At 30.7% G+C, this 16,966-nt stretch carries 11 protein-coding genes; 10 read left to right on the top strand and 1 reads right to left on the bottom strand.

What is annotated here, in order from left to right:
- Positions 1-59 precede the first annotated feature (59 nt).
- The 5 genes from rplT to J7M77_RS06665 all read left to right on the top strand — a co-directional run bounded on the left by rplT (position 60) and on the right by J7M77_RS06665 (position 4,457).
- Complete coding sequence (gene rplT, locus J7M77_RS06685) at positions 60-419, top strand: 50S ribosomal protein L20 (protein WP_296877058.1); 360 nt, start codon at positions 60-62, stop codon at positions 417-419.
- A gap of 211 nt (positions 420-630) precedes the next feature.
- The gene (locus J7M77_RS06680; protein WP_296877057.1) at positions 631-1,029 is read left to right on the top strand and encodes a hypothetical protein; all 399 of its coding nucleotides are present in this window, start codon (positions 631-633) and stop codon (positions 1,027-1,029) included.
- A gap of 113 nt (positions 1,030-1,142) precedes the next feature.
- Positions 1,143-2,441, top strand: a complete 1,299-nt coding sequence (locus J7M77_RS06675) for an FtsX-like permease family protein (RefSeq protein ID WP_296877056.1) — start codon at positions 1,143-1,145, stop codon at positions 2,439-2,441.
- Position 2,442: 1 nt separating this feature from the next.
- Positions 2,443-3,210: an ABC transporter ATP-binding protein gene (locus tag J7M77_RS06670; RefSeq protein ID WP_296877055.1), complete on the top strand. Its 768-nt coding sequence runs from the start codon at positions 2,443-2,445 to the stop codon at positions 3,208-3,210.
- The gene (locus J7M77_RS06665) at positions 3,210-4,457 is read left to right on the top strand and encodes a hypothetical protein (protein ID WP_296877054.1); all 1,248 of its coding nucleotides are present in this window, start codon (positions 3,210-3,212) and stop codon (positions 4,455-4,457) included. The genes J7M77_RS06670 and J7M77_RS06665 overlap by 1 nt, the downstream gene beginning before the upstream one ends.
- Here the strand turns inward: J7M77_RS06665 and J7M77_RS06660 are convergent, their stop codons facing one another.
- A complete protein-coding gene (locus tag J7M77_RS06660; RefSeq protein WP_296877053.1) occupies positions 4,458-5,063 on the bottom strand; it encodes a metallophosphoesterase in 606 nt (201 codons plus the stop codon).
- Between the two features lie 242 nt (positions 5,064-5,305).
- On the opposite strand from J7M77_RS06660, the gene J7M77_RS06655 reads away from it, so the two are divergent.
- The 5 genes from J7M77_RS06655 to J7M77_RS06635 all read left to right on the top strand — a co-directional run bounded on the left by J7M77_RS06655 (position 5,306) and on the right by J7M77_RS06635 (position 16,965).
- The gene (locus tag J7M77_RS06655) at positions 5,306-6,010 is read left to right on the top strand and encodes an ABC transporter ATP-binding protein (RefSeq protein WP_296877052.1); all 705 of its coding nucleotides are present in this window, start codon (positions 5,306-5,308) and stop codon (positions 6,008-6,010) included.
- 1 nt (position 6,011) lies between these two features.
- Complete coding sequence (locus J7M77_RS06650; RefSeq protein ID WP_296877051.1) at positions 6,012-9,248, top strand: FtsX-like permease family protein; 3,237 nt, start codon at positions 6,012-6,014, stop codon at positions 9,246-9,248.
- A 237-nt stretch (positions 9,249-9,485) separates the two neighbouring features.
- Entirely contained in the window at positions 9,486-10,952 is a 1,467-nt protein-coding gene (locus J7M77_RS06645; protein WP_296877050.1) for an NlpC/P60 family protein, read from the top strand.
- Between the two features lie 310 nt (positions 10,953-11,262).
- Entirely contained in the window at positions 11,263-15,351 is a 4,089-nt protein-coding gene (locus tag J7M77_RS06640) for a hypothetical protein (RefSeq protein ID WP_296877049.1), read from the top strand.
- Between the two features lie 135 nt (positions 15,352-15,486).
- Complete coding sequence (locus J7M77_RS06635) at positions 15,487-16,965, top strand: NAD(P)H-hydrate dehydratase (protein WP_296877048.1); 1,479 nt, start codon at positions 15,487-15,489, stop codon at positions 16,963-16,965.
- Position 16,966: the final 1 nt, after the last annotated feature.

Here is a 16,966-nt window from a genome sequence, read left to right as displayed (position 1 = left end):
GGATTATAAGAGAATTAAATCAAGATTACCAAAATAATTGATGTAGGAGGAATGAATAAATGGCAAGAGTAAAAGGTGGATATACTACTAGACATAGAAGAAAAAAAGTTTTAAAATTAGCCAAAGGATACTATGGTTCTAAACATAGATTATATAAAACAGCAAATGAACAAGTAATGCATTCATTAGCTTATTCATATCGTGATAGAAGACAAGTTAAAAGAGATATGAGAAAATTATGGATTGCTCGTATTAATGCAGCAGCTAGATTAAATGATATCTCATATTCTAAATTAATGCATGGTTTAAAATTAGCAAACATTGATATTAACCGTAAAATGTTATCAGAAATTGCAATCAGCGATCCTAAAGGATTTACTGCAATTGTTGATACAGCTAAAAAAGCTTTAGCTAAATAAAAATTAACCTGGAAAGTTCAATCTTTTCAGGTTTTTTGTTATTTTGATATATTTTAAATCGATGATCATAAATTATCGATTAAATATTCAAAGTGAAAGCAGAAGTTTTGATTTAATAAAATTGAAAGGGATAATAAATTTCATTTACTATCAAATGGCTTAAATATCAATAACAAAATATGTTATAATTAAGTCGTGGAGGTGGCAAGCTATGAAAAGGATAGATATGCAGGTTGATTTTAAAAGTGATGTTGCAAAAGTTTTTCAAACAGTCGCTAATATTGAAGACTGTTCTTGGCGTAGTGATTTATCAAAGGTAGAAAAAATTGATGATCATAAGTTTATTGAATATAATCGCAAGAATCACCCAACTAAGATAGTTGTTACTGATTGCAGACGCAATATTCAATTTGATTATGATGTTCAAACAAGTAATTATTCAGGTCATTGGAGTGGTCAGTTTGCTAGTTTACCTGATGGTGGCTGTCGACTATTTTTAACTTTCTATTTTGAACCAAGTTCAGTTTTAGGAAAGTTTGTACGTGTTGATCGTTTTGAACAACGCTATATTGAAGATTTAAAAAAAGAATTAAACGAAGATCAAGGCTAGGGCAACCTAGCCTTTGATTAATTAAAAAGCTAAATATTCTTAATTGACTATTTCTGTAAGCGCTATTATACTAATAATTATGTTATTTTATTTATATAAAGGCGGAGGTAAACATGGGGAATTTTAGATTTGCAATGAGGATGTTAGTAAAAGAATATAAAAAAAGCCTTTTTTATGGTTTGACGTTAGTATTTGCGATTGCAGTAACGTTTATCTTTTTTAATATAATTAATAATGATTTATTAAAAAGTCCTGATCAGGTAATTGGTGGCAGCAGCTGGCAGCAGGTTCAAGTCCCTTTTTCAACTGTTTTATCATTTTTGATTATTTGTTTTTGCTGTTTTATGATTTTTTTTGCTAACGATTTTTTTATTTCACGAAAAACAAATGAAATTGCAATTATGACACTTTCTGGCAATAGTTCATTTCATTCAACTTTATATTTAGTTTATCAAACATTTACGTTATTATTTCTAGCTACTCCTTTTGGAATTGGCATTGGAGTTATTACAGCACCAATTTGCAATTACTGGATGTATCAGTATTTAGAAATTGAAGCTTCTATTTTTCAAATTGCTGCGATGACTTATTTAGATACCATTCTAGTAGTAGCCATCGTTTTAGCGACATTAAGTGTTTTTGCCTGTGGTTATATTTATCGAAATGATATTGCATTTTTATTACAGCAGGAAAAATCAATGGATCTAACTACTAGTAATAGTGGGACAATTAAGCCATTATTATGCATTTGTTTGTATTTTTTAGGAATTATCATGATTTTTATGGCTAAACATCAGCCTAGTAATTATGTTATGCCAGTTGCGGTTGGTATTTTAGGAATGGTTGGTACTATTAAATATTTTTTACCCGATTTTGTTAAAAGGTTTAAAGAACGTTATTTATTAGAAAAACGCTATGCTTTAATTTATATTTCTAATTTAAGCTATTCAATTAGACGATCAACTTTGTTATTTGCTTTGATCATTGCCTTTGTAACAGGGATGTTAGTTTTTATTGCCAGCTATCATGATTCACCGCGTGATTATATTAGCGCAATCATTGGTTATGTAGTTGTGATCGTTTTACTTATCACCAGTATTGTTTATAAATATTGTATGGAAGTTCAATCACGAAAGACATTCTTTATTAATCTATGGAAGATAGGCTATACCAAAAGCGAATTATATCATATTATTCATCGTGAAGTATTGTATTATTATTTATTGTTATTAATAATACCGCTAGTATATATTTTAATAATTGTCGGACGGTTTGTTTATTATCAAGAAATGACATTATTATTAGCGCTGGTGTTAGTTTTGATTTATATGGGGTCAATCCTAATTTCTGGATTAATAACTGCATTAAATTATCGAAAATTAGTAACTAGTTTTTATAAAGGAGGAAAATAAGATGGCAAATAAAATATTAATAGCTAAAAATGTGACTAAGGTTTATGGGATTGGAACAAAAAACCCTTATACGGCTTTAAAAGATGTTTCGTTAGAAATGGAAGAAGGGGAATTTGTTTGTGTAATGGGTCCTTCAGGTGCTGGTAAATCAACATTTATTAATAATTTATCAACGATTGATATTCCTACTAAAGGACTTGTTTATATTAATGGTAAAGAAATTAGACAAATGTCAGAAAAGGAAATAGGGCGGTTTCGCTATGAAAATCTTGGTTTTATATTTCAAGAATTTAATTTACTTGATTCCTTAACTATTTTTGAAAACATTGCTGTTCCTTTAACTTTGGCTGGTAAAAAGAAAAAAGAAATCAAAGAATCAGTGACAAAGATCGCTAAAAAATTAGATGTCGAAATGATTTTGAATAAATATCCAAGTGAATGTTCCGGTGGACAGCGACAGCGTGCGGCAATTTGTCGGGCTTTGGTTACTAATCCTAAAATCATTATTGCTGATGAACCAACGGGAAATCTTGACAGTAAAAACTCTCATGAATTACTATCATTATTTAGAGATTTAAATATTAATGAAGGAGTTTCAATTTTAATGGTTACTCATGATTCTAAAATAGCTTCATATTCATCTAAACTATTATATATCAAAGATGGAGTTATTGATGAAACGATTGAACGCCAAAATATGAGTCAAAAAGAGTATTTTTATAAAATTGTTGATATTAATTCAACCGAATCACAAGCATTGTTTGACTAATGGGATTAGTTTTATTAGCACTTCAATCAATAAAAAAAGATTTTATAAAAAGTTTATTTTATTTTTTGACTTTTGTTTTGACAACAGTATTTATCTTTTTATTTTTTAATCTAACTTTAAATCCAGATACTAAGATTAACTTAGGTGGTCAGGATCAAACAATCATTACCCCAATTGCAGTATTAGTAATTTTAGTAGCGATGCTATGTGTGTTTATGGTCAATGATTTTTATGTGGTAGCTAAATCTAAAGATATTTCGATTATATTAGTTTCTGGAGCATCGGTTTATCAAGTTGGCTTCTATTTATTGATTCAAAGTTTGATTTTATTATCATTAGCTATTTTAACTGGTTTTATGATTAGTTATTTTTTAGTACCGATAGTAAATCAGTTTTTCTTGGTGACTGTTAGTTCAGTTGATACGATTTATTTTATTAGTGAAAGAACCTATGTAGCAACGGCAATCATTTTATTGTTTGAAATTGGCTGGTGTACTTATTTAAATATGGGCTACTGTTATCGCACTAATATTAATACAATGCTTAAAGCTAGTGTTAAGATTGAAGATTATGGTTTTAAAATAAAACAAAGATCGAATTTATTTTATTTACTAGCTTTTATGATTCCCCTTATCATTTTTCCATTTTTAAATCAGGCTAAAGATTATTTTATTTTTTCGATTATAGGAGCTATTGGTGTTTATGGAATCGTTAAACAAATTGTTCCTAAACTAATTACCTATTTACAAGCTAATTGGGGACTTGAAGATCGTCATTGGTTAATTGTTTTAGGAAATTTGAAAAAAGATTTACAGCAGGTCCGTTATTTAGTCATTTTAGTAATGTTATCGGCAATTATTTTAATGTGTAGTATTTTATATACTTTAAATGATCCTTTAGTTAGTACGATTGTTTTATTTGCTTATTTTAGTGTTATGATCTTACTTGCGATAACGACTATTTTTAAGCTTGGCATGGAATTAAAAAAACGGCAAAGATCATTTAAAAACTTAACTTATTTAGGTTATGAACTAAAAGATCTAAAAAAGATAATCACTTTAGAAATGATTATCTTCTATAGCCTAATAATGATAATTCCATTATTGTATCAAGTTGTCATTATTACTAGATTAACCTATTTAGGTTTACTTAATGGTCTTTTGATCATGATGATTTTAATGATAATGATTGTACCAATGCTTATTTGTATGATCATTAATATTATCATGTATTATCAAATTTTATAATTATTTGAACCATCTTTTATAGAATGGTTCTTTTTTCTTCGGTTTTTGATCAGTATCTTCAATACTCTTTTGCAGGCTTTCTTCTTCAATAATTAATTCCTTTTCCCAAGATTTTAAATGCTCTTCTGGAAAACACTGTTCCTTAGTTAAAACATCATAGAAGACAGTTTGTTTCGTTGTAGTATCAAAAATACAGTAAGTAGGATTACGATATTGTCCCCGAGGGAAATAAACACTACCAGGGTTAATGACAATAGTATCATTGATTTGATCAAGAAATGGTCGATGAGTATGGCCATAACAAATAACATCAGCACCATTTTTTTTACCTTCCTGGTATAAGTTATTTAAATTATAACCAACACTATAACGATGACCATGAGTAACAAAAAACTTTAAGTTATCAAAGGTTGGGGTAATGACATCAGGAATTTTACCATAATCATTATTACCACGAACTAGATAAAAATTATTTAACGGTAAACCGTCATAATCCATAAAAATATCGCCACAGTGAATATAATAATCAACTGAATTTTCTTTTAATAAATCTAATAATTCTGCTCTTTCCATCATATGAGAATCAGATAAAATCATTATTTTCATGCTTTAGTCCTCCTATTGTATTAATTTTAACACGATTTAATAAAAAAATCCCGATATCATCATTTAAATTTCATTTATCTTATTTTTAATAATATTTATTTTAGAAAATTGGTTTTGATAGTCTATTTTAAAGATTAAAATTAAAAGGAAAAAATCAAGGATTGCTTCATCCTAGACTTCGACATAATCTATGGTTCGTGATATAATATTTATATAGGTAGAAAAAGAAAGGTTGTGAGGCGATGGGAAGCTTTATTGCATTTGAAAATGTAAAGAAAATATATAAAGTAGGTGATGTGGAAATTCCGGCATCAAATGGTGTTGATTTTGAAGTAAATAAAGGTGAATTTGTAGTTATCGTTGGTCCTTCAGGAGCTGGAAAAACAACTATTTTGAATCTTTTAGGCGGGATGGATAAAGCAACTAGTGGAAAGATCATTGTTGATGGTCAAGATGTTGCTAAATACAGTGAAAAAAAATTAACCCAGTATCGTCGTGATGATATTGGTTTTGTTTTTCAGTTTTATAATCTAGTGCAAAACTTAACTGCCTTAGAAAACGTGGAACTGGCATCACAAATTTCTAAACACCCCTTAGATGTTAAAATGGTATTAGAAAGAGTCGGTTTAAAAGAGCGAATGAATAATTTTCCGGCGCAATTATCTGGCGGGGAACAGCAGCGTGTTGCAATTGCCAGGGCGATTGCTAAAAATCCTAAACTATTACTTTGCGATGAACCAACAGGAGCCTTAGACTACCAGACCGGAAAAGCAATTTTAGCTTTACTTCGAGAAATGTGTGATAAGTATGCAATGACAGTAATTGTAATTACTCACAATAGTGCTTTAGCACCAATGGCTGATCGTGTAATTAGATTAAAAAATGGTAAAGTTGATTCGACAAAATTAAATGATGCGCCTAAATCAATTGCTGAAATAGAGTGGTAATATGAAAAAGAAAGCTTATGTAAAAAATCAGGTTAGAACTATTTTTAATACTAAAGCGCGATTTTTGTCAATTTTCTGTATTGTTTTTTTAGGAGCTGCTTTTTTTTCCGGATTACGGCATACACCACTAATCATGGAAGAGTCAATTGATCATTATTTAAGAAAATATAATTTTAATGATTTAAATTATGTAGCTACTTTAGGTTTTGATGACGAAGATATTGAAGCGATTAAAGAAATAGCTGAAGTTGATCAAGTTGAAGCTGGTTATCGTTTTGATGCTTTGATCAGGTTTAGTGAAAATGTTAAAGGGGTTACTGTTTATAGTAACGATAGTTTTGATAATCAGGTAAACAAAGTTGAACTTGTTGCTGGAAATAAACCAAAAAAGGAAAATGAATGTCTAGTTGATAATCATCTAGCATTACGAAATGGTCTTGATGTTGGTGATCAAGTTGTTTTGTCCAATGATAATGGTTCTAAAGAATTTACTGTTACTGGACTTATCAATGACTCCCGATTTATTAGTTCGACTGAGCGGGGAACTAATTCTCTAGGTGATGGAACTAATGAAGGTTTTGTTTTGATTTATTCTAGCGGTAATGAAAGTTTAGCTTTACCGCAGGAACTGTATGATTTACGGGGTAAAGTAGTTTTTAATGAAATTAGGATTTCTTTAAAAAACGAAAATGATTATGGTTATTTTAGTGATGATTATCTAGATTACGTAAAAAGTGTTAATAAAAAAGTTAAGAAGCTTTTAAATGGACGAATTGATGATTTAAATGAACAGCTAGTTAATGATGCTAAAGCACAATTAGCCGATGGTGAAGCTGAATATAATGATGGTGTAGCTAAATACCAAGATGGTTTAAATCAATATAACGAAGGGGTCAAACAATACGAACAAGGTCTTCAAGAATATCAAAACGGTTTAGTACAGTATAATGATGGTTATAGTCAGTATCAGACCGGTTTAGCTAAATACCAGGATGGCCTCAAGCAATACGAAGCTGGCTACAATGAGTATCTTGAAGGTAAAAAACAATATGAAGCCGGTTTAGCTAGCTATAACAGTCAGTATAGTGAATATACTAATTATCAAAATCAGCTAAGTGTAGCTAATGATAATTATGCATTGTTGCAACAACAATATGAAGCTGCTATTAATCAGGGAATTCCTGAAGAACAGTTAACTAAACTAAAGGAACAAATGGCCTTTTTACAGACTTCGATTGGCCAGTTACAATATGTAATTAGTCAATATGAAGCTAATTTAGTACCAGCTAAACAGGTGTTAGATCAAACGGCCAGTGAATTAGAAAATGCACGAATTACTTTAGAAAATACCAAAACAACGCTTGATAATACTAAAACTGTATTTGACCAGACAGCTAAGACTTTAAGAACTTCTAAACAAGAATTGGATAGTGCCAAGGTGACCTTAGATGAAACTAAAGTTTTATTAGATCAAACTAAAGTCGATCTTGATCAGGCGGAAATTGATCTGCAAACTGGTAAAGAAGAATTAGATGAAGCTCGTCAGGCAATTGAAGATATTCCAAGCGGTGAGTTATACACTTTAACTTGTAATGAAAATGCAGGGTATGTCAGTTTTACTTCCGCTAGTGCGTCAATTGATGCAATTGCTACGATTTTCCCGTTAATTTTCTTTTTAGTTGCTGCTTTAGTTAGTATGACAACAATGACTAGAATGGTTGAAGAACAACGGGTTCAAAGTGGTACTTATCGTGCTTTAGGTTATCATCGTTATGATATTGTCAATCAGTATATTATTTATGCATTTCTAGCGACATTTGTGGCAAGTATTTTAGGAATAATTGGTGGTGTTTATTTCTTCCCGGGAATTATTTACTATTTATATCGTAAGATGTTATTTAGTGTTGGGGCACCGTTACAAATTATTTTTGATGCCTTTATTTCAATTCAAACATTTATTATTTCAGTAGCAGTTATTTTATTGGTTACTTATTTTGTTGCTCGTAAAGAAGTCAGTGAGATGCCTGCTAGTTTATTAAGACCAAAAGCACCAAAAATGGGAAAACGAATTCTTTTAGAAAGAATCAGCTTTTTATGGAAACGAATGTCATTTAATCAAAAAGTTACGATGCGTAATATTTTTAGATATAAAAAACGTTTCTTTATGTCAATCATTGGAATCGCTGGATGTACTTCATTGATTGTAACAGGTTTTGGTATTCGTAATTCGGTTTCTACTTTGGCTGATAAGCAATATGGAGAGATTTATACTTATGATGGTTTAGTGATTTTCAATAATGATTTAACTGCAGATGAGTTGCATCAAGAAATTGATCGGTTTGCTTCTTTAAAAGAAATTAAAGCATCAAGCAGTTTTAATCGCCAAAGCGTTACGATAAATGGTGATAAAGATTACTATGGAACATTAGAAGTCTTTAAAAACGATCAAGAATTAAGCAAATTTATTAATCTTGAAGATTACCAGAGTCATAAAGAAATAAGTTTAGAAGATGATGGTGTTGTTATTTCGGCTAAACTTTCAGAACTGTTAGATGTAACTGTTGGTGATAAGATCAAAATTACTTTAGGTGATCATGATTATCAAGTTAAAGTAACTGGTTTGATGACTTTGTATTTCCAACATCAGCTTTATATGAGTGAAAAATTTTATCAACAATTAACTAATGAAACAGTTGAAGATAATTATGTTTATTTTGAATTAGATCAAAGTGATCAAGAAGATGATGTTAACAGTTATTGTAAACAAAACGGTAAAATTAGTTCAGTAAACTATACTGCTGGCATTTCTCAAAACTTTAGAGATCAGATGGTTAGTATTGATAGTGTTGTAATTATTTTAATTGCTTGTGCTGGGGCGTTAGCATTTATTGTTTTGTATAATTTAACTAATATTAATATTCAAGAAAGAAAAAGTGAGATTGCAACGATCAAAGTATTAGGTTTCTATCCACGTGAGGTCTATGATTATGTCTTTAGAGAAAACACGATTTTATCAATTATTGGATCAGTTGTGGGATTAGGTTTAGGTAAACTGTTGCATTTATTTATTATCTATACTGTTGAAGTAGAATTAGCAATGTTTATTAGAACAGTTAATTTAATGAGTTATGTTTATGCGGTTGTTTTTACTTTATTATTTACGTATTTAATTGATTTTGGAATGCGTCGGGTACTTAAAAAAATCGATATGGTAGAATCATTAAAGAGCATTGAATAGGGTAAAAATGAGCAAGTTTGGAGTCAAATGTATTTATGAATATACAAATTTTTCTTTAGGACTAAAGAAAAACTTAAGAAATTCTAAAAAAAACTTAAAAAAATTCATTTTCTTGAAAGCTAGCTATCATGCGGTTTATAGCGGTTTTACAATGATGTAAGAAGCTTTCAGGGGTAGATTTTTGCCTTAAAAAAGCTTATAATAAGCCTTGGATATGTTATTGAAAGGAGGTAACGAATGGAAAGAGATATAAAAACGGAGATTAAAAGGGTGATAGATGAATATATCACCAACCGCAAGGCAATGTTCATTCCAATTGCAGCAGTTGCAAGTTTCATGTTAGTAGGTTACGCAGCAACTGACAAAGAAAAGCCTGAAATTATTTCTAATCAGATTGATTTGGCTTATGGTGAAGAATTTGATGCCGATAGTATTGATATTAGCGACAATAAAGATAGTCGTGATGATATTTTAGTATCAGTTGATACCGGATCATTAAATGTAAACCAATTAGGTAGTTATGATGTGGAGGTAAATGCAACTGATCAAGGATCTAATGTTGCAACAAAAACAGTAGTTGTTAATGTTGTTGACAACGAAGCACCTAAAATTAAAACTTTAGGTTCTAGTCAAGGGTATGTTATTGAAGTACCAGTAAATGGAAGTACTGATTTTGCAAGTTATGTTGAAGCAAGCGATAATGTAGATGGTGATGTTACACCATTCATTAAAGCAAGTGATGCTTTAAATACTAGCGTAAAAGGTCAACAGGATATTACTTTAACTGTTGATGATACTTCAGGGAACACAACTGAAGAAACTTACACTTTTGTTGTAAGTGATTTAGAAGCACCAGTTATTAATTTCACTCAAGGTGAAAATGTAACGGTTGATTATGGAAGTGCATTTGATGTTAATGCATACGTAAATGTAACTGATAATGTAGATGGTACCTTAGCACCAGTTGTTGAGGGTTCTGTTGATACATTAAAAATGGATGAAACTCAAACATTAACTATTAGTACAACTGATAGTTCTGGAAATGTTTCTAAGGGAACATTAAATGTGGTTGTAAAAGATATTTCTGCACCAGTAATTACTTTAAATAAGAGTGAAATTACTGTAAATGCAGGTGAATCTGTTGATTTCAAAGCTTATTTAAGTTCAGCAGTTGATAACAAAGATGGTGATGTTTTAGGAAATGTTCAAATTGATGCACCTAGTACATCAAAAGCAGGAACTAAAACTGCTACATATAGTGTAACTGATAGTTCTGGAAATACTGGAACTGCCAGCTTAACAGTTAAAGTTAACAAAAAAGCTGGATCATCATCAAATAGTTATAGTGGATCTGCACCAAGCAATAACTATGGAAATAGCGTTTTATCAGCAGCTTATTCTCGTTTAGGATGTCCATACGTTTATGGAGCTGCCGGACCAAATGCATTTGACTGTTCAGGTTTCGTGCAATGGTGTTATGCTCGTGTAGGTGTATCATTACCACATTCTTCTTCAGCACAAAAGAATTCTGGTACTCAAATTAGTGTTTCTCAAGCACAGCCAGGTGATATCTTATGGAAATCATGTCACGTTGGAATTTATATTGGTAACGGAAAATACATCCATGCACCACATACTGGAGATGTTGTAAAAATTTCATCAGTTTCTGGTTCTGGATTTGTATGTGCGGTAAGAGTAAAATAGTAAATTGAAAGATTGCAATGTTACTTGCAATCTTTTTTTGTTATAGTAATCTTAGATTTTTAACATGCAATTAATTGAAATCCAAAAAATTAGAATAATAACACTTAGATACAATTAAAAAAATAATTGACTTATATAAAAATATTTGTCGATAAATAAATTACTTTTTGCTGTTGTTTATTACAAAATACCTTTACTTTAACTAGGATAATATTTAAAATTATATATAGTAGAAGTTATGATAAAAATATGATGACTATATCATATAAAATTAATTTCTATTAAAAATATTGGGGAAAGGAGAAAGAAAATGAGTAAATACTCAAATAAAGTTTTTGCTGTTTTTTTAGCTGTGTTATTCTTGTTTTCATCAGTAAATGTAAATATTATGCATGTTCATGGTGAAGAAGATAATACTGATTCTAATTGGCAAACTTGTGATGTTTATGAAGGTAGTAATATCAATGGACAAAACTATGATAGATGGACATCTACTATCAAATCTTATTTGACAGTTACTAGTGATGGCAATTTAATGAAATTACAGGCATTAAGTAATGGCCAGGTAGTAATCGAATATTACACATCTTCATACAAATTATTGCCTGATAAAACAGTAATACTTAAAGATGATTTATTATCAATATTTGGGGGATTCTATGAAACTGATGAAAATTATTTTATTGTATCAGGCCAAACAAATGAGAACCAAGATAGTAGTGTTGAAGTTTTTAGAATTTCTAAATATGATAAAAATTGGAATTTAATTAAATCGGCAGGATTAAAGGATTGTAATACTACCGTACCATTTGATGCAGGTACAGTAAGAATGGATAGTTATGGTGATTATTTATTAATTAGAACTAGTCATGAAATGTATAAATACTCTGATGGATTAAATCATCAGGCAAATGTGACAATCCAGGTTAAAATTCCTGATATGTCAATTACAGATTCATTTACTAAAATTATGAACAGTAACTATGGATATGTTAGCCATTCATTTAATCAATTTATAAAAATTGATGAAAATGGTCATATTGTTGCTGTCGATCATGGTGATGCTGGTCCTAGAAGTATGGTATTAATTCAATATCCTACAAATGTATCTGATGAAAGTTTTACTTCTAGTAGATGTTCGGTTACCAATGTATTTAATTTTGCTGGAAATAAAGGTAATAATACTACTGGCGCAAGTATTGGTGGTTTTGAATTAGCTAGTAATAATTATTTGATTGCTGGAAATTCAGTTGAACAAGATGCTAATTTTAGTTCTAGAACGACTAGAAATATTTACGTATGGGCAGTTGATAAAACTACTAAAGGAGTTAAATCAAACCAAATAACTAATTATACTGAAGGTGATGGTACAACATCAACTCCACATTTAGTTAAAATAAATGATAACCGGTTTATTTTAATGTGGTCAAGAAATGGTTTGATATATTATGCTGAAATTGATGGAAGCGGTAACATTAATGGTGAGATACATAATATAAGTGGTAATTTATCAGATTGTATGCCAGTTGTAAATAATAACAAATTAGTTTGGTATACTTGGAAAAATGAAAATATTAATTTCTATGAAATCAATTTAAACAATCTTGATGATACTAATATTAAAGAAATAACAAATGGTCATGATTACCAAGCTACTGGAAAAGTGAATTCACAAGGAACTATAGAAGTTAAATGTTCACATTGTGGTGATATCAAGGACGTAACATATTTTAACAGCATGGATATTTTCTGGAATAGTCAAGAATCTGGCCTCTATTACGAAACTGGAAAAACTAATCTAGATGTAAATGAAAAAAGTTATTGTTGGATACAGCCAAATCCATTACCAAGTGATGATAAACCTGAAATTATAGTAGCAAATCCAGAAATTATATCATGGACATCAACAAGTAATGATGATACAAAGGGATATTTTACTGCTTTGAATCCAGGAACTACTACTGTAACGATCAAATCAAAATTTAATTCATCTTTAAAGGAAGAATTTACATTTACGGTAAATGGTCCTTTGACAATTTCATCATTTACTGCAGATAAGGATAACCAGGAAGTAAATAGTACTGTTACTTTAACAGCCAAAGCATTTGGCGGAACAAATAATTATACTTATAAATTCTATCAGGAAAGTCTTGCTAGAAGTGAAACGGTAATCTATGAAGGAAATGAATCATCATGTACATGGACACCGACAGTAGCTGGAAATACTAGATTATGGGTTGCTGTAAATGATGGCAATACAACAGTAACAAAATCACTTGATTATAATGTTTCTAAGCTTACTTTAGATAAAGATGATTTTACTTATCAAGCTCCTAGTAATTTAACTTATGATGGTAAAGAGAAGAAGGCTTCAGTTAAATTTAAAGGTGATTTAGCTGGTTTAGGAACGATTACTTTAAAGTATTATAATTCTAATGGTAATTTGATTAATGGATTACCAACTAATGTTGGAAAGTATACTGTTAAAATTGATGTTAGTGAGGGAACAAATAATAAAAGTGTTTCTAATATAACTGATTCTTCATGGACGTTTGAAATTACAAAAGCTAATTTAAGCAATGTACCAAATAGTGAAATAAATGTTAATCATGATAAAAATATAACAAAAGTTGGCGATGTTGCTCTTGCTAAAGATTGGACATGGAAAGATCCTGATATTGAATTATTAGTAGGCGGAAAAACACAAGCAGTAGCTATATATAATGGTAGTGATAAGCAAAATTATAACAATACTGAAATGACTATCACTATAGTAACTAGTTCTCATAAAGGTGGAACAGCAACATGTACAAAATTAGCTAACTGTGAAGTATGTGGTAAAGAATATGGTAGTAAAAATTCAGAAAATCATGAAAAAAAGACTACAATAAATCAAAGAGAAGCAAGTTGCACTGAAAACGGATATACTGGTGACGTTATCTGCGAGGAATGCAAGGAAGTTTTAATCAAAGGTAAAGAAATTGAAAAGATTGATCATGATTATGAAGTAGTGAAGAAAGTTTCATCTGAATATGAATGTGGTGGTTACTTAGTAACATACGAATGTAGTAGATGTCATGATTCATATCAAAAAACAGAAGGTGCTGGTCATGTTTATAGTGATGAATATAAAATTGATGTTAAGGCAACGTGTCAAAAAGAAGGAAGTAAATCAAGACATTGTATTTATGAATGTGGTGCTAAAACCGACGAACAGGTAATTCCAAAGTTAGAACATGTCTTTACTAATTATGTTTCAAATAATGATGCAACATGCATTGCTGATGGGACGATGAGTGCAAAATGTGAAAACTGTGATGAAATTAATACAATTACAGAAAAAGGTTCAATGTTGCCTCATCAAGGTGGAGTTGCAACATGTACAAAATTAGCTGTCTGCAAAAAATGTGGCAAAGAATATGGTAATCTAGATCCAAATAACCACGATGAAAAGATTACAGTAAATAAAAAAGAAGTAAGTTGCACAGAAGATGGATATACCGGTGATATTATCTGCAAAGCATGTAAGAAAGTTTTAACTGCTGGTGAAGTAATTAAAAGCACTGGTCATGCCTATAAGGAAATAGAGAGAGCTCCATCTAAATATGAATGTGGTGGATATTTTGTAACATACGAATGTAATAAATGTCATGACTCATATCAAGAAATAGAAGGTGCAAAACATGTTTATAGTGATAAATATGAAATTGATGTTAAGGCAACTTGTCAAAACGATGGAAGTAAATCAAGACATTGTATTTATGAATGCGGTGCTAAAACTGATGTACAAGTAATTCCAAAATTAGAACATGTCTTTACTAATTATGTTTCAAATAATGATGCAACATGTACATCTGATGGAACGATGAGTGCAAAATGTGAAAATTGTGATGAAATTAATACAATTACAGAAAAAGGTTCAATGTTACCTCATCAAGGTGGAGTTGCAACATGTACAAAATTAGCTGTCTGTGAAAAGTGTGGCAAAGAATATGGTAATCTAGATCCAAATAACCACGATGAAAAGGTTACAGTAAATCAAAAAGATGCAAGTTGCATAGAAGATGGATATACCGGTGATGTTATCTGTAACGCATGTAAGAAAGAGTTAACTGCTGGTGAAGTGATTGAAAGTACTGGTCATCACTTTGAAAACGGAGTTTGTACTACATGTGGTGCTAATCAATCTGGTACTGTTACACCAATTGATCCTGATAGCCCACAAAAACCAAACAATACAGTTAATAATGGTAATATTTCAAGTACTAAAGATAAACCTGCAAGTGCTGTTGCAACCGGAGATGATGCGCCGTTATTTATGCATGCATCAATTGTTGTTAGTATGATTGGATTAGCTGGATTAGTAGCTATTTATCGGAAAAAATATTTAATGAAATAACAAGGGTATCACTAAAAAGGAGTTCATAAAAAAATGGACTCCTTTTTTACAAGTAACATTGCAATCTTTTTTTGTTTTTTTATCATAATCATTATATAATGGTTATAGTGAAGTTTAAAAAGAAAGGGTGAATTTATGTTTGTTGCAACAAGTAGGCAAATGAAAGCTTACGATCAAGCATTATTAGATGAGGGGTATGCAATTGAAGAATTAGTGGATAAAGCTAGTGATACAATCTTACCTCATTGTTTAAATTATCATAGAATTGTCATTGTTTGTGGGCCTGGAAATAATGGCGCTGATGGAATCAGCTTAGGAATTAAATTACATGTTCGTAATCGTCAGGTTAAATTATATTGTTTTGGTAATCCCGAAAAATATTCACAAGCTAATAATTATTATTTAGAACAAGCTCAAGAGATGGAAGTACCGGTAGTCTTTATGAGTGAAGAGGATATGGCTTTATTTGTAAGTGATATTCAAAAAGCTGATTTAATTGTTGATGCGATGTTTGGTTTTGGATTAAATAGTCCTGTTCGCGGTGTCGCTAAAACTTTAATTGAAGAAATTAATCAGTTAACTAATCCAGATGTAATTGCAATTGATATTCCTACCGGTCTAGATCCTAATACGGGAATTCCTTATGGAACGGTTATTCGAGCTACGAAAACTGTAACTTTAACAGCTATTAAACAAGCTTTCTTAAACGAAGAATGTCATCAATACACTGGGAAAATTGCAATCGAGCTGTTATCAGTCGTTGATTTACGGCAAAAAATGAATCTGGCTCGTTTAGTTAGTCCTAACTGGATCAAACACCATTTAAAACAACGTGATTATTATGGCTATAAAGGAATATATGGAAAAGTATTACATATAACTGGCTGCAATCATTATCGTGGAGCAGCTTTGCTTGCAGCTAAGGCAAGTGTTTATACGGGCAGCGGTATCGTTTGTTTATGTTCAAGTGATAAAGTTATTGATGCTTTAACTTCAGTTGTACCTGAATGTACTTCAATGTTACGGGATGGTTTAGTTGATGTAAGTAAGTTAGATGACCATGATGCCATCTTGATTGGTTCGGGACTTGGTTTAGATAAGTCAGGTGAAGATAATCTTCAAGCTGTTTTAACTAATGCTACTTGTCCAGTAGTTATTGATGGCGATGGTTTGACGTTACTGGCGAAACATCTAGATTTATTAAAAATGGCTAAAGCACCAATTATTTTAACACCTCATGCAGGTGAATTTAAGCGATTATGTAATTATGAAGATAATTTAGATATGGTTGAAAAAGCAATTAGCTTTGCAAATGAATATCAAGTTATTGTCGTTTTAAAAGGACCAAATACTTTGGTTACTGATGGTCACCATACTTATCGCAATATTACCGCCAATAAAGCAATGGCTACTGCCGGTATGGGTGATGTTTTAGCGGGAATGATAACTAGTCTAGCTGGACAAAATTATTCACCAATTGAAAGTGCGATTATTGGTACTTATCTTCATGGTGCCTGTGGTGATGTTATTGGTGATAAGGTCTATACGGTTATTCCTTCAAAAATGATTGAATTAATACCGGAAGTTATGTTTGATATAATCAAAGATGAATAAT

Source organism: Thomasclavelia sp. (assembly GCF_017889095.1).
GTDB lineage: Bacteria > Bacillota_I > Bacilli_A > Erysipelotrichales > Coprobacillaceae > Thomasclavelia.
Note: the sequence above shows the minus strand (reverse complement) of the source record. Positions and strands in the feature narration are given on the sequence as shown.